The 23511-nt window shown below is 64.6% G+C and carries 20 protein-coding genes; 6 read left to right on the forward strand and 14 right to left on the reverse strand.

Going from position 1 to position 23511, the window contains the following annotated elements; translation table 11 throughout:
* Positions 1-36: 36 nt before the first annotated feature.
* A complete protein-coding gene (locus tag EFAMC2_RS01080) occupies positions 37-567 on the reverse strand; it encodes a hypothetical protein (protein WP_154026141.1) in 531 nt (176 codons plus the stop codon).
* A gap of 161 nt (positions 568-728) precedes the next feature.
* Between EFAMC2_RS01080 and trxA the strand changes: the two genes are divergently transcribed.
* A complete protein-coding gene (trxA, locus tag EFAMC2_RS01085; RefSeq protein WP_154026143.1) occupies positions 729-1049 on the forward strand; it encodes a thioredoxin in 321 nt (106 codons plus the stop codon).
* 202 nt (positions 1050-1251) lie between these two features.
* On the opposite strand, the gene EFAMC2_RS01090 is transcribed toward trxA, so the two are convergent.
* The 7 genes from EFAMC2_RS01090 to EFAMC2_RS01120 all read right to left on the reverse strand — a co-directional run bounded on the left by EFAMC2_RS01090 (position 1252) and on the right by EFAMC2_RS01120 (position 10997).
* Entirely contained in the window at positions 1252-1767 is a 516-nt protein-coding gene (locus EFAMC2_RS01090) for a metallophosphoesterase family protein (protein ID WP_154026145.1), read from the reverse strand.
* 187 nt (positions 1768-1954) lie between these two features.
* A complete protein-coding gene (locus EFAMC2_RS01095; RefSeq protein ID WP_187325067.1) occupies positions 1955-2674 on the reverse strand; it encodes a LytR/AlgR family response regulator transcription factor in 720 nt (239 codons plus the stop codon).
* Between the two features lie 16 nt (positions 2675-2690).
* Positions 2691-3857 carry a histidine kinase gene (locus tag EFAMC2_RS01100; RefSeq protein ID WP_154026274.1) on the reverse strand — a complete coding sequence of 389 codons (1167 nt, stop codon included), beginning with the start codon at positions 3855-3857 and terminating at the stop codon, positions 2691-2693.
* A 32-nt stretch (positions 3858-3889) separates the two neighbouring features.
* The gene (locus EFAMC2_RS01105) at positions 3890-5494 is read right to left on the reverse strand and encodes a glycosyltransferase family 2 protein (protein WP_154026147.1); all 1605 of its coding nucleotides are present in this window, start codon (positions 5492-5494) and stop codon (positions 3890-3892) included.
* A 14-nt stretch (positions 5495-5508) separates the two neighbouring features.
* Positions 5509-6132 (reverse strand): QueT transporter family protein, encoded by a 624-nt coding sequence (locus EFAMC2_RS01110; RefSeq protein WP_154026149.1) that lies wholly within the window; start codon positions 6130-6132, stop codon positions 5509-5511.
* Between the two features lie 406 nt (positions 6133-6538).
* The gene (nifJ, locus tag EFAMC2_RS01115; RefSeq protein ID WP_154026151.1) at positions 6539-10075 is read right to left on the reverse strand and encodes a pyruvate:ferredoxin (flavodoxin) oxidoreductase; all 3537 of its coding nucleotides are present in this window, start codon (positions 10073-10075) and stop codon (positions 6539-6541) included.
* Positions 10076-10304: 229 nt separating this feature from the next.
* The gene (locus tag EFAMC2_RS01120; protein WP_154026153.1) at positions 10305-10997 is read right to left on the reverse strand and encodes a hypothetical protein; all 693 of its coding nucleotides are present in this window, start codon (positions 10995-10997) and stop codon (positions 10305-10307) included.
* Positions 10998-11172: 175 nt separating this feature from the next.
* Here EFAMC2_RS01120 and EFAMC2_RS01125 point away from each other — a divergent pair, with 175 nt between their 5' ends.
* From EFAMC2_RS01125 to EFAMC2_RS01145, 5 genes are all read left to right on the forward strand, one after another.
* Positions 11173-12048 carry an ABC transporter ATP-binding protein gene (locus tag EFAMC2_RS01125; protein WP_154026155.1) on the forward strand — a complete coding sequence of 292 codons (876 nt, stop codon included), beginning with the start codon at positions 11173-11175 and terminating at the stop codon, positions 12046-12048.
* A complete protein-coding gene (locus tag EFAMC2_RS01130; RefSeq protein WP_154026157.1) occupies positions 12035-14188 on the forward strand; it encodes an FtsX-like permease family protein in 2154 nt (717 codons plus the stop codon). The genes EFAMC2_RS01125 and EFAMC2_RS01130 overlap by 14 nt, the downstream gene beginning before the upstream one ends.
* Positions 14189-14377: 189 nt before the next feature.
* Complete coding sequence (locus EFAMC2_RS01135) at positions 14378-15292, forward strand: transporter substrate-binding domain-containing protein (protein ID WP_261979964.1); 915 nt, start codon at positions 14378-14380, stop codon at positions 15290-15292.
* Between the two features lie 87 nt (positions 15293-15379).
* The gene (locus EFAMC2_RS01140) at positions 15380-16546 is read left to right on the forward strand and encodes an amino acid ABC transporter permease (RefSeq protein ID WP_187325068.1); all 1167 of its coding nucleotides are present in this window, start codon (positions 15380-15382) and stop codon (positions 16544-16546) included.
* A gap of 2 nt (positions 16547-16548) precedes the next feature.
* Positions 16549-17328, forward strand: coding sequence for an amino acid ABC transporter ATP-binding protein (locus tag EFAMC2_RS01145; protein ID WP_293819377.1), 780 nt, complete (start codon positions 16549-16551; stop codon positions 17326-17328).
* A 164-nt stretch (positions 17329-17492) separates the two neighbouring features.
* Here EFAMC2_RS01145 and EFAMC2_RS01150 read toward each other — a convergent pair whose 3' ends face one another.
* The 6 genes from EFAMC2_RS01150 to EFAMC2_RS01175 form a co-directional block, all read right to left on the reverse strand.
* Positions 17493-17705, reverse strand: coding sequence for a hypothetical protein (locus EFAMC2_RS01150; protein ID WP_154026159.1), 213 nt, complete (start codon positions 17703-17705; stop codon positions 17493-17495).
* Between the two features lie 175 nt (positions 17706-17880).
* Positions 17881-18948, reverse strand: a complete 1068-nt coding sequence (locus tag EFAMC2_RS01155) for a sensor histidine kinase (RefSeq protein ID WP_154026161.1) — start codon at positions 18946-18948, stop codon at positions 17881-17883.
* Positions 18949-18951: 3 nt separating this feature from the next.
* Positions 18952-19623, reverse strand: coding sequence for a response regulator transcription factor (locus EFAMC2_RS01160; protein WP_154026163.1), 672 nt, complete (start codon positions 19621-19623; stop codon positions 18952-18954).
* 305 nt (positions 19624-19928) lie between these two features.
* Complete coding sequence (locus EFAMC2_RS01165; RefSeq protein ID WP_187325069.1) at positions 19929-20672, reverse strand: HAD family hydrolase; 744 nt, start codon at positions 20670-20672, stop codon at positions 19929-19931.
* 4 nt (positions 20673-20676) lie between these two features.
* Entirely contained in the window at positions 20677-21957 is a 1281-nt protein-coding gene (locus EFAMC2_RS01170; RefSeq protein ID WP_154026167.1) for a serine dehydratase subunit alpha family protein, read from the reverse strand.
* Between the two features lie 117 nt (positions 21958-22074).
* On the reverse strand, positions 22075-23511 hold the full coding sequence (locus EFAMC2_RS01175) for a Sapep family Mn(2+)-dependent dipeptidase (RefSeq protein ID WP_154026169.1): 1437 nt from the start codon (positions 23509-23511) through the stop codon (positions 22075-22077).

The raw sequence follows: 23511 nt of genomic DNA on the forward strand, positions 1-23511 counted from the left end.
CGGCTCGACCTATGGCAGGACGCCCCGCCCGGCGTCCTAGTACGGCTCGCCCTCTGGCGGCAGCGTCTTGAGGCGCGCCCACATGACCTGCTTGGCCTTGGGGTCCGCGAGGCTCTCCTCAAAGCCGCCCAGGTTCATGACGCGCATGCCCAGAATGCGGGCCAACACGCCAGGCATGAGGGTGGCCGCCTCGAGCGCCTCGAGATCCACGAGCTCGTCGGCATAGGCCTCACGCAACGCCGCGGCCGCGGACTCGTCGATGGCGATGACCGTGGAGGGGTCCAGCGTGGTGATCGCGAGGCGCAGCGTGCCCGGCACGAGCGGATAGCCCTCCGCGTCACACGTGGAGAGGCCTACCCAGTCCTCGGGCGCGTAGCCCAGCGCCTTGAGCGCCGCGCGCAAGGCCGCGCCGTCTGGGCCCTCCAGCAGCTTGGCGTCGCCCCGCTCGAGCTCGCCCTTCAGCAGCAGCGCCTGGGAAAAGGCGTTGCCCGCCATCACCACGCCCGCCTCTGCAAGGTCGCCAAGCTCAACCTTCGCCTTCTCGAGGAACTCCTCGCGCACACCCATCGCAGCCTCCCGGCCCCATTCGCGACGGAGCCTCCGGGCCCCGAACGGCATTTGCACAACGGTGTTGATTTTACCGCGGACAATTCGAGCGCTCGTGGGTATAACTCGATGGATGACAAACGCCCGGCGCCCGCGGTCGCCGGCTTACACGGGAGGTTCCCATGGCTACGAAGGCAATCACGAGCGATTCGTTCGACGAGGTCGTCAACGGCTCCGACAAGCCCGTCCTCATCGATTTCTGGGCCAGCTGGTGCGGCCCGTGCCGCGCGCTCTCCCCCGTTGTCGAGGAGATTTCGAACGATATGGCCGACAAGCTCGCCGTCTACAAGTGCAATGTCGAGGAGGAGCAGGACCTCGCCATCAAGTTCCAGGTCATGTCCATCCCCACCCTCATTCTCTTCAAGGACGGCAAGCCGGTGCACACCATGGTTGGCAGCGCGCCCAAGGGCCGCATCGTCAAGGAGCTCGAGGAGTACCTGTAGGACTTCGGTAGAGCGCGTAGGCCATTTGGCGCCGTTGCGAGTGTCGCACGCACCCGGCATCGTCAACCTTTGCCGAGCTCGCTCTGACGAAGCACGGTTAGCGATACCACAAGAAGCGCCCCTAGGCGGCAAGCAAGCTGCCTGGGGGCGCTGTCATGCCCGTCGCTCGGCCCGCCACCTGCCAGACCGCCGCCCAACGAGCCTACCACCCAAAGAAGCTGCGGCCCCAGCTGCGGATGCCCTGGTCCTCACGCTCGTCGGACAGGTGAACGATCTCGGCGGACGCGATTTTGCCGTTGGTCACAAAGATGCGGCCCATCGTCGGGCCCTCCTTGCTGCGCGGAAACGTGGGGCTGCCGGGGTTCATGAGCAAGGAGCCGTTGGCGCGGCCCTCGCACACCGGCACGTGCGTATGGCCAAAGACCCCCACGTCAAAGCGGTCGCCCGTGAGCCGCTCCTGATAGTGGGTCACGGAGAAGCGCAGGCCCTCATACTCAAAGCGCACCATGCGCGTGACCTCGGGCCCATATTCGCCCGGCCAGTCGTTGTTGCCGAGGCAGAGGCGCAGCGGCGCGATGGCACCCAGGGTGATGAAGTCCTCCTCCGAGGTGATGTCCCCCGCATGGACGATGAGGTCGCACCCGTCGAGCTGGTCGAGCACCTCGCGCGACAGGCGCCCGTGGGTGTCACTCAACACGTCAATTCTCTTCGTGGCCATGGCTACCTCCGCTACGCTGCCACCCTAATCCTTCGCACTTCGCACTTCGCACTTCGCACTTCGCTGTGATTGTAAGCGCCTGGTCAGGCAAATAGCGGGACAGGTCCCTCGCTTCGCATCAAGACGAAGCGAGGGACCTGTCCGTACGTTTCAGAAAACTTGCAAAAGGATCTGTCCCAAAGGCGCGTTAAAGGCCGAGGGCGCGCTTGAGCTGGACGACGCGGCGACGGGAGACAGAGATCTTCTTGCCCTCCATGCCAGCAATGCCCAGCTGCAGCACGCCACTGGAGACAACCTCCACGTCCTCAACGTACTGCAGGTTCACGATGTAGCCGCGGTGCACGCGGAAGAAGCCGTGCGGGGAGAGCTTGGCCTCCAGCTGCGCGAGCGAGATGACGGAGAGATAACGATCATCGCCCGTGTAGATGCAGGAGTAGTCGTCCTTGGCCTCGATGAAACGAATCTGGTCGATGGGCACAAGCACCTTGCGCCCGCCCCTCTCGACCGGAATGCGCTCTGCAGGAGCCGTGGTCGCGGCAGGCTCCGTGGAGTGGGCAACCACCTTGTCGAGCGCGCGCTCCAGGCGGTCGGTCTCGACGGGCTTCATCAGGTAATCCACGGCGTCCACGTCAAACGCCTCGAGGGCATACTCGCTGTATGCCGTCACGAAGACCACCGCAGGCGGATTCTTGAGTTTGTGGAGCGCTTCCGCAAGCTGCATGCCATTCGTCTTGGGCATGGAGATGTCCAGGAACAGCACGTCCGGGCGACCCTCCATGAGCTTCTCCACGGCATCGCGGGCGCTGGAGGCCTCGGTGATCTCATCGACGCGACCCGCCTCCTCGAGCAGATAGCGCAGCTCGGAACGCGCGGGCGCCTCGTCGTCAACAATCATCGCACGCAGCATAACTTCCCCACCCTTGTCAGTCGTGGACGGCGGCACGCGCCAGCCTGAGCGTCACGCACGTCCCCTCGTCGGGCTTCGAAACGATGTCAATGCCCGAGCCGAAACCATAGAACCTCTCCAGGCGCTCCGCAACGTTGCGAAGCGCGATGCCCGTCCCCTTCTCGCTGCTCGCGGGCACCTTACCGGCGCAATTTCCACCGTTGGCGTTGCGCTGCAACAAATCGCAGGCAGCGGCACTCATGCCAAGGCCGTCGTCGGTCACGGCGATGAGCACGTCATCGCCGTCCACCTCGGCCCGAATATCGATGTGGAGCGCTCCCTCGTCGCGCATGGCATGGCGAACGGCATTCTCCACGATAGGCTGAACGATGAACGCGGGCACGAGGATGTCACCGCAGCCCTCACCGACGGACTCGCGCTCCACGATGCGGTCGGACCCAAAGCGCGCGCGCTCGAACGTGAGGTAGCGCTTCGTCTGCTCGAGTTCGCGTGAGAGCGGGATGAGCTGGTCTGAGCTCTCGAGCGTCTGACGGTAGAACACGGCAAACTCGCGCAGGAGGTTACGCGCCTGCAGCGGGTCCGTACGCGTCAGTGCCGCGATGGTGTTGATCGTGTTAAAGAGAAAGTGCGGGTTAATCTGCGCCTGCAGGGCCTTGACCTCGGCCTTTGCCGTAAGCTCGGCCTGACGGTCGAGCTCGTGGGTTGAGAGCTGTGTGGAGAGCAGCTGACCAAAGCCGCGAGCAATCGCAAGCTGGGTGCGGTCGATGTCCGCCGGCGAGCGGTAGTAGAACTTGATGGTGCCCACCGGACGGTCTTGCACGTTGAGCGGCACGATGATGCCGCCACGCACCTTGGGCGGAAGCTCGGGCGTGTGGCCATCCGCACCCGTCTGGTCATCCCCACGGGTCTGGAAGGTCCCGAGCTTGCCCGTCTCGAGCACCTCGAGAGTCGCCGCCGTGTGAATGGGGCTTCCGGGGGGATAGTCGGCCTCCATGGCACCCACGAAGGCCAGCACGCTCTCGCGGTCCGTCATGGCAACGGCGATGGCGGTGGTCTCCGGCAGCAGCAGGCGGCAGACCTCACGGCAGCTCAGCTGGTTGAGTCCCTCACGCATGCTGTCCAGGGTCTGGGAAGCCAGGGTCAGCAGGTGCTCGGTGGCCTGAGAGCTGCGAATGTCTCCCATGCGCGAGAGCCTGCCATTCAGGCGATGCGGCGTCACTCGCCCACCTCCTCGGCGGTGTCGTCATGTGCGAGAGCGGCGCCTTCGGCCGCCTGCGCAGCCTGCGGAGCCTCCTGAGAGCGCGGAATGGGATTGCCCACAGACGCCGGACTCGGCGTGAGTGGCGCGGCCGCAGCCGGCACCTCCGCGACGCGGTCCGTCGCGACGCGCGTCGAGACGGCCCCGGTGGAGCCCGGCTGGGACGTCACGGGGCGAGCCGCGGGCGTCGTGCCGATGGGCGGAACCGCCGGCGTGAAGGCGGGGGCGGGCCCATCGGCCATCCCCTGCTGCATGTAGACCTCATAGTCCGAGATGGGGCCCTGGTAGTCGGCCTCGATGCGGTGCACGTCGCTCACAAAGCCCTGGGCGCCGTCGCTCTTGCGCGGAGCCTCCGGAGCATGCGGCGTGGAGCTCGCCTTGCTCTTCGAGCACTCGATGACGGCCTCGGCCAGCTCGGCGTTGTCCCAAATGCCGTTGATGGCCGTGGACCAAAAGCTCATGAGGCGCAGATAGTTGGCTGCATTGCGCTCGGCGTAAGCACGCGCCTCCTGGCGGCCATGCAGGAAGATGTCGAGGTTGGCGGCGCGGTCTGGCCCAAGAATGATACGGGCAATCGTGGTGCGCGTGATGCGCCCCTCCACCTCAGGAGAGATCCACTTGCCCGGATACGGCATGAGCGACTTGGCCGTGACCTGGCGCAGCTCCTCGCGATAGGAGGCATAGCTCAGCTTGGCCCGCTCGTAGAGCCAGCGATAGATGTCCTGAAGGTAGCGGTTTGGCTCGTCGGGAGTGTCAGGCGGCAGGTGCTTGACGAACCACTCGTTGTCAAACCACATGTCCAGCCCAGCGAGCCGCAGATTAAAGAGATAATCCAGGTCCTCGCCACGCGTGATCCAGGGATCGAAGGCAACGCGCGAGAAGGCCTCCGCGCGAATGGCCATGCAGCCACCACACGCATAATTGGAGCGGCAGATGCGCGTGCCAGAGAGGGCGCCCTTCATCCACTCGTTGAACTCGACGCGCTTCGACCACCACCGCTCCCACAGGCGGGCCTTGCCCAGGTCTGCCAGATGCGAGCCGCCCTCGTCGATGAAGTGGCCCGTCTTGGCAAAAAGCGGCAAGTCCTGACGCGTCACCTGACCGAGACCGTAGACCGCGTCGATAAGGAAATCTGGCGTAAGGGCAACCTCGTCATCGTCCATGAAGACCACGACGTCGTGCCCCAGCAGAGCCGCCACGGCAAAACCCATGTTCCCGATGGCTCCGTAGCCGCGAAGCGACACGGACTCCCCCGGCATACCAGGACACAGGGCGTCAATCTTGCCCGCGACGATGCGGCCCTCTGCAGAGCCGATCACGAGCGGATTGAGGTCCTTGTGGTCTCGGACAATCGAATTGACTCGTGCGCGAGCGGCACCTTCCGCAGCGGGAGGCGCAACAAGAAGGATAACCGTACGGATGACGCCGCGAACGTCATCGAGAGAGTCGAGGCACCGGGCAAGCTCGGGAAGCGGCTCGTCAATGGCGGTGGCATGATCGTAGACGCCCGGCTGACTTGGGTCAGACGCCCAATACGTCTTTATGACGATGACTGGATTCACGGCAGTACGATTCTTTACTTGGCGTTTTTGGAACTGTTCAGTCTGCTCCGCTGACCCTCGTTCTCAAGCATCGCTGGAAGCGAAGAGCGAGAGAGGGCGCGAGAGAGCGGCAGGCCGAGCACGTAAAGCACCACGGCCTCACCAAGGCCGGTGGTCACGAGACCAAAGAGGTACATGAGGAAGTACGAGCCCTCAAGGGAGATGCTCGTAAAGGGAATCGTATAGAATCCGAGGCCAGCGAGCATGACGGGCAGGTACGCAGGCACAATGAGAGCATTGGCGAACACGGGGCCGAGGATGGCAACCACCGGGCGCCTGCGCATCTTCCAGGTGAAGAGGGCGCCGAGGAACGTGGCAAAGGAGCCAAACACGACGTCGAGCAGGCCGAGCGTGCCGGTGCCGCCGAGCACGATGTTGGCGGCGTTGGCAACGACGCAGCCGATGGTGAGGCCCGGAATGGCCTCAGGGGTGAAGAGGGCGAGAACCGTCAGCGCCTCGGAGATGCGGAACTGAATGGGACCCCACGCGAGACCTCCGAGAAACAGGATTGCCACGAGCGTGGCGGCCGCATAGACAGCCGCAATTACACCAATGCGCGCAACGCGCTCTGCACCAAGACCGGACTGACCCTTGCCCATGCAATCAACTCCCCCATATACATATCAACGTTTCATATTCTACCGCAGACCGCCCGTTTTACACCGCTCGCCGGTCACTACCACCGCATTCGGCTGTTTTTCAATACCACCCACTCAAGCCGCAAATGGGGCGTACAGCCGCTTGTCCACCAGGCCTCTCGCGCTGCCTCTGTCTTCAGAGGGAGCTCCGGGCCTAAGCTAAGCAAGCATTCCGCAGCCCTTATATGGTCGTTTGATCGCTTGTCCAGCGAGCCCTCTCACGCAAGCAGCACACAAAAGGGCCCGGCCCCGGCGTAGCAAAGGAACCATTCCGCAGCCCCTCCGAGCCACACTCGGAGGGGCGAGGACGTTTCCGTGCTACGACCGGGGCCGGGCCCGTCAGGTCGTATCAGCTTTCAACGAGAGCCTAGGCCTCGTTGTACACGGTCTTCAGCTTCTCGAGGTAGGCGTAGCGGTTCATGGCCGCCTCCTCGTTCTCGGCGAAGAGCTTCTCGGCACGCTCGGCGTTCTGGCGGACGAGGCGGTTGTAACGGGCCTCGTTCATCAGGAAGTCACGGTAACCGCCGGCCGGGGCCTTGGAGTCAAGCGTGAACTTCTTGCCGGCGGGCGCAGCCGGGTTGAAGCGATACATGTTCCAGTAGCCGCACTCGACAGCAGCCTTCATCTCGGACTGGCAGTGGATCATGCCGCCCTTCTTGATGGAGTGCATCTCGCACGGGCAGTAGCCGATGATGAGGGACGGGCCGTCGTAGGCCTCGGCCTCAGCAATGGCCTTGAGCGTCTGGGCAAGGTTGGCGCCCATGGCAACGTGAGCAACGTAGATGTAGCCGTAGCTCATCGCGAGCTCAGCAAGACCCTTCTTCGGCGTCGTCTTACCGGCGGCGTCGAACTGAGCAACCTGGCCCAGGTTAGAAGCCTTGGAAGCCTGGCCACCCGTGTTGGAGTAGACCTCGGTGTCGAAGACGAAGACGTTGACGTCCTTGCCAGAGGCGAGCACGTGGTCAAGGCCGCCGAATCCGATGTCGTAGGCCCAACCGTCACCGCCGAAGATCCAGAAGGACTTCTTGGTGAGGTACGCCTTATCGGCGAGGATCTGCTTGGCAACGGTGTCGTCGCTCTTCTCGAGCTCGGCAACAAAGGCCTCGGCCGTGGTCTTGCTGGCAGCGGCATCCTTGCGAGAGTCGATCCAGGCCTGCGCGGCCTCCTTCAGCTCAGCGGAGCTGGAGTCAGCGGCGACGAGCAGCTGGGCGTCGGCGACGAGCTTCTCCTGAACGGCGTCATAGCCGAGCTTGAGGCCCAGGCCGTGCTCAGCGTTGTCCTCGAACAGGGAGTTGTTCCACGCCGGGCCGTGACCGCAGGCGTTCACCGTGAACGGAGACGTGGCGGCCGGGTTACCCCAAATGGAAGAGCAGCCGGTGGCGTTGGAGATGAACATGCGGTCACCGAAGAGCTGGGTGACGAGACGTGCGTAGCTCGTCTCGGCGCAGCCGGCGCAGGAGCCGGAGAACTCCAGCAGCGGCTTGTGGAACTGGCTCGCCTTGACATTGTTGCCGGCGAACTCCTTCTTCTCGGAGACCTCGTTCACGCCAAAGTCCCAAACCGGAGCCTGGTCGAGCTCGGACTCCTGCGGAACCATGGTGAGGGCGTCCTTCGGGCAGATGGTGACGCAGTTGGTGCAGCCCATGCAGTCGAGCGGGGAGACGGCCATGGTGAACTTGTAGCCAGCCATGCCCTTGCCCTTGGCGTCGATCATGCGCATGGCCTCGGGGGCCTTGGCGGCCTCCTCCTCGGTCATGAGGATCGGGCGAATCGTGGCGTGCGGGCACACGAAGGCGCACTGGTTGCACTGGATGCACTTGGACTCATCCCAGTGCGGCACGGAGACGGCAACGCCGCGCTTCTCGTACTGAGAGGCACCGAGCTCCCACTGGCCGTCCGGGTTGCCCATGAACTTGGAAACCGGCAGGGAGTCGCCCTCCATGCGGTTGATCGGGTCCATGAGCTCCTTGACCTGCTTGACGATGGCCTCGCGACCCTCGATCGTGAGCTCCTTGTGCTCGTCCTCGGCGGTAGCCCAGTCCTCGGGTACGACAAACTCGCGGAACGCGGTGGCACCGGCGTCGATGGCCTTGTGGTTGGCGTCGACGATGTCCTGGCCCTTCTTCATGTAGGACTTCGTGGCGGCGTCCTTCATGTACTGGAGGGCGTCAGCCGCGGGCAGGATCTGCGCGAGGGCAAAGAACGCGGACTGCAGCACCGTGTTGGTGCGCTTGCCCATACCCACCTTGGCGGCCAGGTCGATGGCGTCGATCAGGTAGACCTTGATGTGGTTCTTGGCGATGTAGCGCTTGGCCACGGCCGGCATGTGCTGCGAGAACTCCTCGTCAGACCACTGGCAGTTCACCAGGAAGGTGCCGCCCGGCTTGATGTCGCGAGACATCGGGAAGCCCTTCACGATGTAGCTGGGGTTGTGGCAGGCGACGAAGTTGGCCTTGTTGACGTAGTACGGCGAACGAATCGGGGAGTCACCAAAGCGAAGGTGCGAGACGGTGACACCGCCGGTCTTCTTGGAGTCGTACTGGAAGTAGGCCTGGACATACTTGTCCGTGTGGTCGCCGATGATCTTGATGGAGTTCTTGTTGGCGCCGACGGTACCGTCGCCACCGAGGCCCCAGAACTTGCACTCGATCGTGGAGGGGTCGGCGGTGTTCGGCGTCTCCTCGGCCATGGGAAGGGAGAGGTTGGTGACGTCGTCGACGATGCCCACGGTGAACTCGCGCTTGGGGGCGTCGGACTTGAGCTCCTCGTAGATGGAGAAGGCGGCGGCAGGCGTGGTGTCCTTGCTGCCGAGGCCGTAACGGCCACCGGTGACGACGAGGTCAGAGCGGCCGGCCTCGTACAGGGCGGTCACGACGTCCTGGTAGAGCGGCTCGCCGATGGAGCCCGGCTCCTTGGTGCGGTCCATGACGGCAATCTTCTTGACGGTCTCGGGGAGCACGTCGACGAAGTGCTTGATGGAGAACGGACGGAACAGGCGAACCTTGACCAGGCCGACCTTCTCGCCGTGGGCGTTCAGGTAGTCGATGACCTCCTCGAGCGTGTCGCAGAAGGAGCCCATGCAGACAACGACGCGATCCGCGTCGGGAGCGCCGTAGTAGTTGAACAGGCCGTAGTCGGTGCCGAGCTTCTTGTTGATCTCGCCCATGTAGTGCTCGACGACCTCAGGCAGCTTGTCATAGGCCGTGTTGCAGGCCTCGCGGTGCTGGAAGAAGATGTCGCCGTTCTCGTGGGAGCCGCGGGCGTGCGGGTGCTCCGGGTTGAGGGCGTGGTCGCGGAACTCCTGGACGGCCTTCATGTCCAGCATGTCCTTGAGGTCCTTGAAGTCCCACATGGCGACCTTCTGGATCTCGTGAGAGGTGCGGAAGCCGTCGAAGAAGTTGATGAACGGGACCTTGCCCTCGATGGCAGCGAGGTGCGCAACCGGCGAGAGGTCCATGACCTCCTGGACGTTGCCCTCACCGAGCATGGCGAAGCCGGTCTGGCGGCAGGCCATGATGTCGGAGTGGTCGCCGAAGATGTTCAGCGCCTGAGTGGCCACGCAGCGCGCGGACACGTGGAAGACCGCAGGAAGGCCCTCGCCGGCAATCTTGTACATGTTCGGGATCATGAGGAGCAGGCCCTGGGAGGCCGTGTAGGTGGTGGTGAGGGCACCAGCACCAAGGGAGCCGTGAACGGTGCCGGCAGCGCCAGCCTCGGACTCCATCTCGATGACGTTGACGGGGGCGCCGAAGACATTCTTCATGCCCTGGGCGGCCCACTGATCAACGTGGTCGGCCATAGGGCTCGACGGGGTAATCGGGTAGATGCCCGCCACCTCCGTGTACGCATACGAGACGTATGCGGCGGCCTCGTTGCCGTCCATTGTCTTGAACTTACGCGCCATTTCCTCTCCTTTTGCCGGGGACGCGACCTTCTGCCGAGCCACGCGCAATCACCCCCATCGGCTTTACCCCGGCCGCTGAGGGTGACGTCGCTTAACAGCACTCTGAGATTATCTCGCAAATGCACACGATTTAGTCGTCAATTTGGCAATGCGCGTGTTCAATTGTCGTACCGCGTTATGTCGCGCTCGCTAGCGGGGAAAACGTAAAACTACGGCCCTCAAAGTGGCATTAATTCGCACGCTGACGGCGGGCATGGGCACTTCCGCCGGGACGATTGGACGCGTCCAGCAGGCGCCCCCAGCCATCCGAGAAGCGCTTGCCCATGGGGCCTCGGGCGTCTGTCGCACACACCACGCCATGCTCGTCTGAGACGAGGAACGCCTCGTCGAAGCTCGCCTCGCCGGACGCGACCTCCTGCGCAAGGCCCGCCTCGCGAGAGACGGAGATGCCGAGCGTCTTAGCGAGGTCTGCCACGAGAGACGACGCGCCAGACTCGTGCTCGCCGGAGGCCAGCCCTGCTACGAGCGAGCCCGCGCGGGCCACCCACAGCGTCTCGGGCGCAACGTCGGTCTCGGCAGCCTCCTCGCGCGCGGCCAGCGCGCGGGCGGCGAGGGCGGCAAGCGAGGTGTCCTCGAGAGGCTCGTAGTCGCCCACCGCCATGGCGGCGCGGCCAAGCTCGTCCACCATGATCATGAGCACGCCGTCTGGGTGAGCGGCCGAGCCCTCGCGCAGCGTCCACTCTATATGCTGCTTCGCCCAGCCAACGAGCTGCTTGGTGGGCCGCCCCTCCGGGAGCATGCGCCAGGAGAGGGCGCGAATGTGGCGATTGGCCGCCGGAAGCTCACCCTCCGAGAGACGCCAGCGACAGACGAGCACGGGCTCGCCAATCTCGAATTCCTCCGGAATCTTGCCGTCTGCCATGCGCTCTCCCCCTCCGGCGGCGCAAGGATAGGCCCCCAGGGCAACCAGCCCCGGTCTTGACCTCGCGCTTTGCCAACCTTGCAAAAACGTAACCCTACTGTAAGCCAATTCGATGGCTGCTCCGCGGGCGGGACGGCAGGATTGTTGCGACAATCACCCAGACGAAGGGATTTCAATGGCCAAGCACTACACACCCGTCACCCCATGCGCCGCGCCGGCATGCCCGGGAGCGCCCGCGGCCGGCGAAGGCACCAGCACCGTGCTCTCCGTTCGCCACCTCGAGAAGGTCTATGGCGGCTGTGGGCTCGCGGGCCGCGACAAGGGGGTGGCGGGAGGCGCGACCACCCGGGCGCTCGCAGACGTCTCGTTCGACGTCTGCGCCGGCGAGCTCGTCTCAATCATGGGCGCTTCGGGCTCCGGCAAGTCCACGCTGCTCAACTGCATCTCGACCATCGACACGCCCACAAGCGGCCACGTGCTCGTGGGCGGGCGCGAGGTGACAGGGCTGCGCGGCCGCTCGCTCACGAAGTTCCGGCGCGAGAAGCTCGGCTTCATCTTCCAGAACTCCAACCTGCTGGACACCCTGACCGCACGGGAAAACGTGGCCCTGCCGCTCACCATCGCCCGCGTCCCGGCCGGCGAGGTGCTCGGACGCGTCGAGGAGACGGCCGCCCGCCTGGGCATCCGCGAGATTCTCGACAAGTACCCCTACCAGATGTCTGGCGGCCAGCAGCAGCGCGTCGCCGCCGCCCGGGCGCTCGTCACCAAGCCCACCGTCGTCATGGCCGACGAGCCCACCGGCGCCCTCGACTCCAAGAACGCGCGCCTGCTGCTCGAGCAGCTCGAGCAGCTCAACCGAGACCGCGAGGCGACCATCCTCATGGTCACGCACGACGGCTTCGCGGCGAGCTACATGCACCGCGTGCTCTTCATCCGCGACGGCAAGATCTTCACGGAGCTGCGCCGCGGGGACGGCTCGAGGCGCGAGTTCTTCGACCGCATCATGGAGGTCGTGGCGATGATGGGCGGTGAGGGCAGTGACGCTCTGTAAGCTCGCCTGGGGCAACGTCCGGCGCGCCAGCCGTGACTACCTCGTCTACCTCATCACGCTGGCGCTGGGCGTCACCGTGTTCTACGCGTTCAACACCATCTCCGAACAGGCCACCTCGGCAGGCATCGGCAAGGAGTTGGGCGACACCATCGCCGGTATCGTCTCGGGCCTCACGATCTTCCTCGCGGCGGTCATGGGCTTTCTCATGGTCTACGCCAACAACTTCATCATGAAGCGGCGCAAGCAGCAGTTTGGCCTCTACCAGGTGCTCGGCATGGGGCGCGGCCAGGTGGCGCTCATCATGACGCTGGAAACGGCCATCGTCTCGCTCGGGGCGCTCGCCATCGGCCTCGCCTGCGGCATCGGTCTCTCGCAGCTCATGACGTTCTTCACCGCCTCGCTCTTCCGCACGCAGATCGCCAACTTCCACTTCTTCGTGAGCGCCGACGCCGCCCTGTTCACCGTCGAGTGCCTCGCCGCCATCTTCTTCGTGACCCTCGTGTTCAACCTGCGCGTGGTGGCGAAGGCCAAGGTCATCGACCTCATGGGCGCCCGCCGCTCCAACGAGGCCGCAGCCGTGCGCAACCCCTGGGTCTCGGCGGCGTTGTTCGTGGTGGGCTGCGTGCTCGTGGGCGTGGCGTACGAGCGGCTCTTGCGCGACGGTCTGCCCGTCATGATGGACTCGCAGAAGGAGATGAGCCGCTTCTACATCACCACCGGCCTCGTGGTCGTGGGCACCATCCTGCTGTTCTTTGGCCTCTCTGGCTTTCTGCTCAAGGCGTTGCAGGCGGCGCGCGGCCTGTGGTGGCGCGGGCTCAACATGTTCACGCTGCGACAGCTTGCGGCCAAGGTGAACACCGTTTCGATGTCGATGGCCGTCATCTCGATGATCTTGTTCCTGGCGTTCACGAGCGTCACCACCGGCATGTCCATCGCCAACGTCATGAACGAGGGCGTGGAGCGTGGCACGCCGGCAGACTACACCACTCAGGTGGTCTACCACTCCCCCACGGCCATCCACGAGCTCCAGAAGCCCGAGCTGACCTCCGGGCTCGCGAGCACCACCCGTCCGGTGGACGTGCTGGACGCCGCCACCCAAGCCCAGCACGCCAACGACTCGACCGTGAACCTCGCGGCCATCGCGGGCACGTCGGTGCAGGTGGACGTCTATGACGCCGCGCCGGCGGTGGGCGAGCAGCCGCTCGTGTCAATCGCGGAGTTTGCCCGCGCGACGGGCAAGACGCTGCCCCAGGCAGCCAACACCGGTGACGACCGCGACAGTGCCATGGGAATCATGAGCGAGAGCACTTACAACCACTACCTCGCGTTTCGCGGCAAGGAGGGCATGAGCCTCGGCGCAGACGGCTACCTGGTCACGAGCAACCTGGGCACCTCGGTCATCGACATCTACAACGCGGCGCTCGCGGCCGGGCACGAAGTCACGCTCGGCAGCCATACCCTGCGCCCGTCACGCGCAACCGTGGACGAGGATGCGAGCACCTTCGTCAACATGGCCACAGGCAGCAACGCGGGCACCCTCGTGGTTCCCGACGAGGTGCTCGCGGGCCTCAACCTCCCCGTCCAGTACAGCTACCTGCTGCTCGACTACCCCGCAGGCTCCGACGCCTCCGCCATCGACAAGAAGTTCGGCAACGCGGCCAACTACGGCACCGTGACGGACGCCGCCGGGCAGGACGTGGGCTCCTTCGGTATGAGCAGCACGCGCATCGGCATCTACGAGAGCACCGACTCCTCGAACGGTCTCATCAGTTACCTGTCCATCTACATAGGCTTCGTGCTCGTAGTGGCCTGCGGCGCCATCCTCACGATCCAGCAGCTCTCCGGCGTGGCCGACGCCGTTCCGAGCTATCGCCTCCTCGCGGAGCTCGGAACCGACGCCGCCTCGCTTCACCGGTCGCTTCTCGCCCAGCAGGCCGTGTTCTTCGCGTTTCCCCTGGTGGTGGCCCTCGCCCACTCGGCTGTGGCACTGCACGTGATCATCGACGTGGTAGAGACGCTCGGCGCGCTCACCATCGGAGGCACGGTGGGCCTCACCTGTGCCATCTTCGTGGCGGCCTACGGCGGCTACTTCCTGCTCACCTATGCCATGGGCGCCGGCATGGTGCGCGAGGCGGCATAGGACACAGGCCCTGCGACAGCCCTACATATTTGGTTATCCCGTGATTACCGCTGGCGTACTTCCCAGGCCAACGCGCTATGCTATCTCCCCAGTGCGCGCAGCTTTCTCGCCGCAAGGCAAGGGGGACGGAAATGGGTTCCGTCCGGTTGCGCTCGCGGAAGGGGTATCACACCGAGGGAAGGACCTGTCATGACCACCCCCCAGCACCACGGCGTCTCTCGCCGCTCGTTCCTCAAGCTCTCCGGACTCACCGCTCTCAGCGTGGGTGGAATGACGTTCCTCACCGCCTGTGGCCCGGCCGCCCAGGACTCTGGCTCCAGCAGCGCCACCACCAAGGCGGGCACGGCCTCTGCCGCCGGCGCCATCCTTGGCGACGGCAAGACCCTGCGCGTTGGCATGGAGGCCGCCTACGCCCCCTACAACTGGCAGGTCAGCGAGGAGTCCGAGCACACGATTCCCATCGAGAACGTCTCCGGCGCCTATGCGGACGGCTATGACGTCCAGGCCGCCAAGGTCATCGCCAAGGCCCTCGGCATGGAGCCCGTCGCCGTCAAGAGCGACTTCGGCGCCCTCATCGACGCGCTCAACAACGGTCAGATCGACATCGTCTGCGCCGGCATGTCCACCACCGACGAGCGCAAGCAGTCCGCGGACTTCTCGGACTCCTACATCGACGATGACATCGTGATGATCACCAAGAAGGACTCCAAGTTCGCCTCCGCCACCACGTTCGCCGACCTCAAGGGCGCCTCCGTCATGGGCCAGGCAGACACGATGTACGACGACGTCATCGCCCAGATTCCCGACGTCAACCACATGACCCCGGGCAAGACCGTCCCCACCGTGGTGGAGAGCCTCAACTCCGGCACGAGCGACGTCATCACCTACTCCATGCTCTCCGTGCCCAAGCTGCTCGAGAGCTACCCGGACTTCGTGGAGCTCCAGATGTCCGACAAGTTCGAGGGCTCGGTCATGCCGGACAACGCCGCCATCGCCAAGGGCCAGGACGACATCCTCAAGAAGATCAACGATGCCATCGCCACCATCTCCGCCGACGAGCGTCAGCAGATGTGGAACGAGTGCATGGACCGTCAGCCGGCGTAGCGCGCGTTACGCACGAGTCATGAGCCGGGACGCCCTCGCAAGACGGGCGCCCCGGCTTTGCGCCGTTTTAGAACCAAAGGAGTTTTCATGGCACGACTAGTGTCATTCGTCCGACGCGACCATCGCTACGTGCTGCTGGGCACGACGGCCGTCGCCTTCATTGGCATGTTGCTCTCCAGCCAGCCGCGCCCTGAGCTGAGCTTCCTGCGCGGCGTCTTTGGCCTCGAGCTTGTCATGTACTACCTGCTCGTGCTCTGGGTCGCAGTTTCGGCGCTGGCCCTCATCTTCAAGCTCACGCACTGGAAGAACTACGCCGAGACCTCCCCGTTCACAAAGCCCAAGGGCAAGAAGGCCCTGCGCATCGCCTCGTACGTGGAGTGGGCCATCGCCACCACCTTTGTGCTCGACCGAGTGGTCATGGGCATCGCGAGCGCCTGGATGACCGCGGTCACCGTCGACTCCCGCCCCACCGACGACGGTCTCGAGGCCATCTTCTACATCCTCTACAACAGCCGCGCCACATTCCTCTCCGGCCTCATCACCACCGTCGAGCTGGCCGTCATCGGCACGCTCGTGGCCTTCTTCCTGGCGCTTCTGCTGGTGTTCTGCCGCATCCAGAAGGTCGACCGCCCCGACAACGATTTCGTCCGCTTCTGGAAGAAGGTTGGCTGCGGGTTTGCCAAGGTCTACTCGATCGTGGTGCGCGGCACGCCGATGATGGTGCAGGCCATGATCATCTACTTTGGCGTGTTTGGCCTGCTCAAGACCACCAACATGTCCACCACGCAGATCAACGGCATCTGGAGCACCTTCCTCGCCGGCCTCGTGACCATCACACTCAACTCCACCGCCTACATGATGGAGGTGCTGCGCGGCGGCATCGAGTCCGTGGACAAGGGCCAGGCCGAGGCCGCCCGCTCGCTGGGCCTCTCGCAGTGGCAGGCCATGGCCAAGGTCGTGTTTCCGCAGGGCATCAAGTACTCGATTCCCGGCCTCTCCAACGAGCTCGTCATCAACATCAAGGACTCGTCCGTCCTCTCGATCATCGGCACCTTTGACCTGATGTTCGCCACCACCACGGTTGCCGGCATCTACTACAAGCAGTTCCTCACGAGCCTCATAGCCGCGGTGGCCTACCTCATCCTGGTGCTCATCGCCTCGTGGCTACTGGGCAAGTTTGCCAAGCGCTTTGACGTGCAGAACGATCCGGTGGGAAGCACGTCGACCGGTCACGTTTCCGCCGAGGAGGAGTAGAGATGGCACGCAACACGAACGAGCCCTCGACCGCCGCTGAGCCCCTGGTTCGCATCGAGGGCCTGCGCAAGTCCTTCGGCGATCACGAGGTCCTTCGCAACATCGACTTCGATGTCATGCCCGGGCAGGTCGTCACCATCATCGGCGCCTCGGGCTCCGGCAAGTCCACCCTGCTGCGTTGCATCAACCTGCTGGAGACGCCGGACGCGGGCCATGTGTGGTTCCACGGCGAGGACCTGGCGGCCGAGCACGTGGACGTGAACCGTCTGCGCGAGAACATTGGCATGGTATTCCAGGGCTTCAACCTCTTCGCCAACATGAACGTGCTGGACAACTGCACCCTGGCGCCCGTGACGCTCAAGAAGATGAGCAAGGCGGAGGCCGAGAAGGTTGCCATGAAGCACCTGGAGAGCGTGGGGCTGGCCAGCTTTGCCAAGTCTGGCGTGACGCAGCTCTCCGGCGGCCAGAAGCAGCGCGTGGCCATTGCCCGCGCCCTCTGCATGAACCCCGAGATCATGCTGTTCGACGAGCCCACGAGCGCCCTCGACCCCGAGATCGTGGGCGAGGTGCTCGAGGTCATGCGCAAGCTCGCGGCCGACGGCATGACGATGGTTGTGGTGACGCACGAGATGGCGTTTGCCAAGGGCGTGAGTGACCGCGTGGTCTTCATGGACCAGGGCGTGGTGCTCGAGCAGGGCTCGCCCGCCGACATCTTTGGCAACCCCAAGCACGACCGCACCCGCGAGTTCCTCAGCCGCTACCTGGACGACAAGGCGGAGTAACCAAGCCTGGCGACGGGCAGGCGCGCCGTGAGTCACGGCTGCCGGCTCCTTTGACTCATTTTCCTGACAAGCCGCCGGCCCGATGAGTCAAACGAGATGGCAAGTTGACTCATCAGAATCGCTAACACGTGGGCCCTGTTCCGCCTTGGAACGGGGCCCTTTTCTTACCGAAGTTTGTTGCCGGCCTGGGCCGGCCCCACCGACGCCTCGGGCCCGCCCGTCTTGGCGCTCGCTCCACGCCGTAGCCCCGGCACGCGTACGAACAGCGCACAGAGCGGCACCATGTTGAATGCCACACTCACCTCGGAGATGTCCCCGTTGGGGATGAGGTTTCCCACCGTCACCACCACATGCATAACCATCCACGCAAGCGTCATGACCACACCCGCGACAGCGCTTCACACCGGGAACCCCGCCCACCATGCCCGCACGCGCCACAGCGAACGAGCGTCCCGGAAATCGGCGACCGCCCTATGTAGGGATGCTCTCCCCGGAAGCTCGAGCGATTGAGTCCTGCCGGCACCTCGGACACGCGAGTCACCTGCCACGCGGCTAGTCGAAGTAGTGCATCTTGTTTGCGGGGAAGCTGAGGGCCACGGAGAAGCCCTCGCCCTCGCGAGAATCGGCGCGGACCGAAATGCCCATCTTAGCCGCAAGCCGCGCCACCAGCCACAGGCCCAGCCCCGTCGAGCGCTTGTGGTTACGACCGTTCTCGCCCGTGAAACCCCGCTCGAAGACGCGCGGCAAATCGGCCGCGCTCACGCCGCAACCATTGTCGGCCACCGTAAGCTCCACACGCTCCTCCGCCAACCCCTCGTCGACCAGACGGGCCCTGAATGTCACGCGGGAGCCTCCCTCGGCATCCAAGCGCGCATAGCGGGCGCTGTTCTGGAGCACCTGCCCGAGCATGAACCCCAGCCACTTGTCATCGGTGAAAACCTCGAGGCCAAGCCCCTCGCCAAACTGGGGCATCACATGGGCCCCGATGAGCAGGCTCGCATTTGCCCGCACCGCCGAGTTCACCACATCTTGCAGCACATGGCCGCGCACAAGGTAATCGCACTCCACGGTTTCGGACCTGGCGTAGAAGAGCGCCTGCTCGACATACCCCTCCACCCGGGACAGCTCGTCGCCAAGCGCGCGCAGGCGGGTGGAGTCGGCAGCGGCCTCCACCTCGAGGTTCTCGAGCGTGAGGCGCGCAGCGGCAAGTGGGCTCTTGGCCTCGTGCACCCACGTCTCCACATAGGCGCGGTAGTCGTCCACGTGCCGCCGGTACTCGGCCACCTCCTCGTTGGCCGAACGCGCCACGGAATCGAGCGCTGCGTAGGCAACGTCTCCCTCCGAAAAGCCGGGCTCCTTGATGAGACTTGGGAGAAGGCGCGGGTTGTCGAGCGACTCCGCGAGGTCTGACAGGCCTTCCCAAAAGCGCCTGACGCGCAGGAAGTCGAGGACGAGGGCAAGGACCGCAGCCCCCGCCACCAGCACGCATACGAGGATCGTCAGGTCCGCGCTCGTTGCCGTCACGCTCAGCACCAGGTACAGCAGCAGCTCAAGCGGGACGAGCACGCCCAGGGCCGCCGCCCGCGAGCGCAGGTGTGCCCAGAAGGTAAACCTCGGCATGGCCTACACCGAATAGCCCTGGCCACGGTGGGTGGTCAAGTAGCCGTGCACGCCAATCTTTGCGAGTGCGGCGCGCAGACGGTTGACGTTCACGGTCAGGGTGTTGTCATCCACGAAGGCGTCGGACGCCCACAGCTCGCGCATGAGGTCCTCGCGACTCACGATCGTGCCGGCCCGCCTGACAAGCAGCGCTAGGATGCGCAACTCGTTCTTGGTGAGCTCGACGGACTGCTCACCCGCCGTGGCAAGGGAACGCGCCAGATCCACGGTCACGCCATTGTGCGCGAGCATGGAGGCGCCGTCGCCGGCAGCAGCACCCGCACGCCTGAGCAGCGCCGCCATGTGCGCGAGCAGCACCTGCGAGCTATAGGGCTTGGCCACGAAGTCATCCGCCCCCAGCGTCATGGCCACTACCTCGTCGGCCTCGGTGGTACGGCTCGTGAGGACGATGATGGGCACCTGCGAGACCGCGCGGATCTCGCGACACACGAGCTGGCCATCCGTGCCGGGCAGCGTGAGGTCAAGAAGCACAAGGTCGGGAGCGGCCGCAAGGGCGAGCTCGGCCACGCGCGGGAAGTCCTCACACGCCGCCACCTCGTAGCCGTTGCGCGAGAGCAGCGCCGTCAGCTCGCGACGGATGCCCTCGTCGTCCTCGATCACATAGATGCGCGGCATAGCCCCCCTTCGGCCGTGGCTACCGTCAGCGGTATGAACACACCTTAGCAGCATGGGCAGCGAGGAGGGCGCATCCTAAATTTCTCACGGTCGTCGAGGGAGCGTTCTTAGACAACCTCGGGAAGGTCGCGTTGATCGGACCGGAATCGACGGCCTCGAAGGGGGACGCACACCACTTTTCGCCGCACGGCTCAGCCTGGGATATCTCGGGAGGTCTCCCGGGCTCGTCACGGGCCTCAAAACGACATCGGGAGTCCTAAACGACGAACATTTTGGCCACTATCCAAAACGCCACGACCTCCACCCTAAAGGCCAAGCAACTTCGCGAGCGCGCCAAGGGAGGAAAGACGGGCATCGGCAAGTGTCTGATCAAGCTCAACGCCCTTAGGCAAGGGGACGGCACACGTAAAGGCACCGGATCGGTGGGCTGCGAGAATGCCCGTAGGCGAGTCCTCGACCACCACAGCCTCAGCCGGCTTCACACCAAGCTCCCTCATTACCTCAAGGTATACGTCAGGCGCCGGCTTGGTGGCGGGACACTGCTCCCCGCTCAGCACCGCATCGAATTGACCAAGAAGCCGAGTCGCGCGCAGAAAGCCCTCGATCGCCCAAGCGGGCGACGAACTCGCAAGACCCACGCGCAAGCCCGCCGCACGCAGTGTCCTCAGCACGGCCAGAGCCTCAGAGTCGAGCAGCTGGGCATAGGGGATCGGCTCGTCATGCCAGCGCCTCCGGAACCCTTGATAGAGACGCTCCCGCCTCTCCGGGTCACACGGTTCGACCCAACTCCACGTCGCCTCGTTGTTCGAGCCGTAAAGACACGGCATCTCCGAGCAATCGATCCCGCATTCACCTAGGTAGACGCGCAGGCGACGCTCGTGCTCTGGCTCAGTGTTGACAAGCACGCCATCCTTGTCGAACACGACGCACCGGACCACCTCGGGTAGAGCGCGCGTCTTCGCCGCGCCTCGTCCCTCGCTTGCAACGGCTTCAGCCGAGTCCGCACCACCACCACCCGAAGCCACCCTCTCGGCGTCTGTCACCTCCACGCCACTACCTCGTCTCGAGCTGCTTGGCGAGCATGATGGAGAGGATGGCCTCGTCGGTCTGCGTGAAACCGCGCATAAGGTCGCCCATGCTGCGGATGGTCTCCTCGGCGTCATCGTAGATGATGCCGTCCATGCTCGTAGGCGCAATGTCGGCCAAGGCGAGCGTGGAGCACGTAACCGCCGCATTCGTGCCTGCAGCGATCTTGAGCGCGCAGGTTGACTTGGCTCCATCACAGATCATGCCCTGCAGCATGGCCACCATATTGTTGATGGCACACTTGAGCTCGCGCAGGCCGCCACCCTGCAGGTAGGTAATACCGCAGCACGAGCCCGTGCCGCCAGCAATACCCGAGCCGCACAGCGGTGACAGACGCCCCATGTACTCCTTCATGTGAATGACAATGAGATCGGAGATGACAAGCGCACGAGCCAGGTCCTCGTCGGACGAGCCGAGCATACGCGCCAATTCAACAATAGGCATAGAGCTCGCAATGCCCTGGTTTCCGCTGCCAGCGCACGTCATGACCGAAAGCGGACAGCCGCCCATGCGCGCATCGCTTGCCGCCGCGGTAACGCTCATGAGACGAATGGCGGCCTGGTTGAGCAGCGCCGCACGCCCGCTAGCGCCGGCACCGATTCGCTTGCCGACCTCCAGGCCATAGTCGCCACGAAGTCCCTCTTCGGAAACTTTGGTGTTGAGCGGCGCGCTGCCAAGCACGAACTTGATGTCTTCAAACTTGGCCGTGGTCGCAAATTCCCAGATGTTGTCCACCGTCAGGCCAGTGCCCTCACCCGAGGAACCCTCCTCCACGGAGAGGGGCTCGTCGAGCAGCACCTCACCGTTCTTCTCAACGCGCACGACGTTGGTATGATCGCGCACGATGATGGCACGCGCAGTATCAGCGCCATCGGAAAGGATGGCCTCGATGTAGAGCGCCTCGGGCGTGGTCTTCTGTTCGACGTGCACGGCATGGGCCGCCACGAGGTCCTTGGCATCGTCGAGCTGCGAGGGCGTAAAGCCCTGGAGTACCTCGAGCTTCTTTGCAGACTGGCGGACGACCGCACCAAGCGCCGCGGCAATCTCGATACCGACCATGCCTGTGCCGGGAATGCCCACTCCGAGCGCGTTCTTGATAATGTTGGCGCTCAGCTTGAGGCGGATCTCGGTGGCCTCGCCACCAAGCTGCTCGGATGCGATGGACGTGGCGTAAGCGACGGCGACGGGCTCGGTGCAGCCCTCGGCCGGCATGACCTCCTTGCGCAGGAGTGCGATGAAGTCGACCATCCTCTTTCCTTTCGAGTGCGATGGTTTGGGCCTGTGACGCGCCCCCAGCCCCCGCTGCGCGAGAGCCGGGGCAAACGAGCACGCTCAGGAGCGGGTCGGGACGAAGGCCGGACGGCGCTATCGCATACCCTCGGCAAGTTCGACGAGGTTACGAAGCGCAACTCGATAGACCTCGGTTGCCATGGAAGTGTTCTCAAGTGAGACGTGCTCATCGATGCCGTGAGCACCACTGTGGGTTCCGGGCAGTTTGGGGCCGAAGGCGCAAAGCGCGCCCAGGTAGCTCGCATAGGTGCCACCAGCCATGACCTCAGGCTCGGCGTCATCCCCGGTAACCCTGCGATACGCCGCAAGCAGCGCACACAGGCACGGGTCGTCCTCGGGAACGAGGTGCAGTGGCTTTGCGCGAACCACCTCGACCTCCCAGGGCTCGCCGAGCGCAGTCGCAACGCGCGTCACGACTTCGTCGGCGGAGATGCCCGAACCAAACCGCACGTCAAGCTCGGCGACAACAAATCCCCCTCCTAGCGAGAGCCGCCCCAGGTTCATGGAGGTATGTCCGAACGTCTCGTCCGGCACGTCTATGCCGAGGGCCTCGCCCGCAAGATCGCCGCACAGCAGGTCGTTCAGACGCCCAAGGCTGAGCGGCACGCACGCTGCACCCTCGTCTTCGCACAGCACGTCGACACCCGAGGCGACAAGGTGTCCCACGAGGCGACAGGCAGCATTGACGCCACGATCGGGCGTACTACCGTGGGCCGCGCAGCCATTCGCCACAACCCTCACGCCCTCATCAAGAACCATTGTCTCAAGGCCCTCGGGCAGATCAGCCAGCAGCGCCTCAAGCACCTCGGGGCGCACATGCGAGGCATCGACGGTAGCCTCCGCACGATCAGGGACCACGTTCACCATGGTGCCCGCATCAATGACAACACCGCATTCCGCAGACAAGGAGCGACTCAACCGAAGATGCAGGCGCGCCTTCTCGCCCCGGATGCCAGGAAACATCGCGTCGGGGACAAAGCCCAGAGCGGGCTGCTCTTCTCCTGCGTCGACATAGCCGCGCATGTCCGACATACCGGTTTCCTCGTCGGTGCCGAAGATGATGCGCAGGCGGCAGGGCAGCTCTCGTCCGGCCTCGCGCCATTCGGCCGCAAGCTCGCCTATAAGCTCGACCATGGTCGCGGCGCCGATCTTGTCGTCCATGCAGCCACGGCCATACAGCACGCCGCCGTCGATCTTTGCGGCGTAGGGGTCGTGCGTCCACACACCAGTTGCCGGGATCACATCGAGATGCACGGGGAAGGCCGCAAGCGGGCCGTGGTCGCCCACCTCTGCCCAAGCGATCTTGTCATCGACGCGACGGATCTTGAAGCCTCGCGCTGCACACTCCTCGAGCACAAAGGTGAGGGCGAGGGCACACCCCTCGCCGTAGGGCGTACCGGGCGCAGGCTCTCCATGCTCGGTCTTGATGCGAACGAGTCGACACAGCAGGTCAAGCACACGAAGGTCGCGCGCCTCGCGCGCCCGGGCGTCCCGGCAAGGGGTCTCTGCCAT

Origin of the sequence: Olsenella uli (assembly GCF_901212655.1) — a bacterium.
GTDB classification, from domain to species: domain Bacteria; phylum Actinomycetota; class Coriobacteriia; order Coriobacteriales; family Atopobiaceae; genus Parolsenella; species Parolsenella uli_A.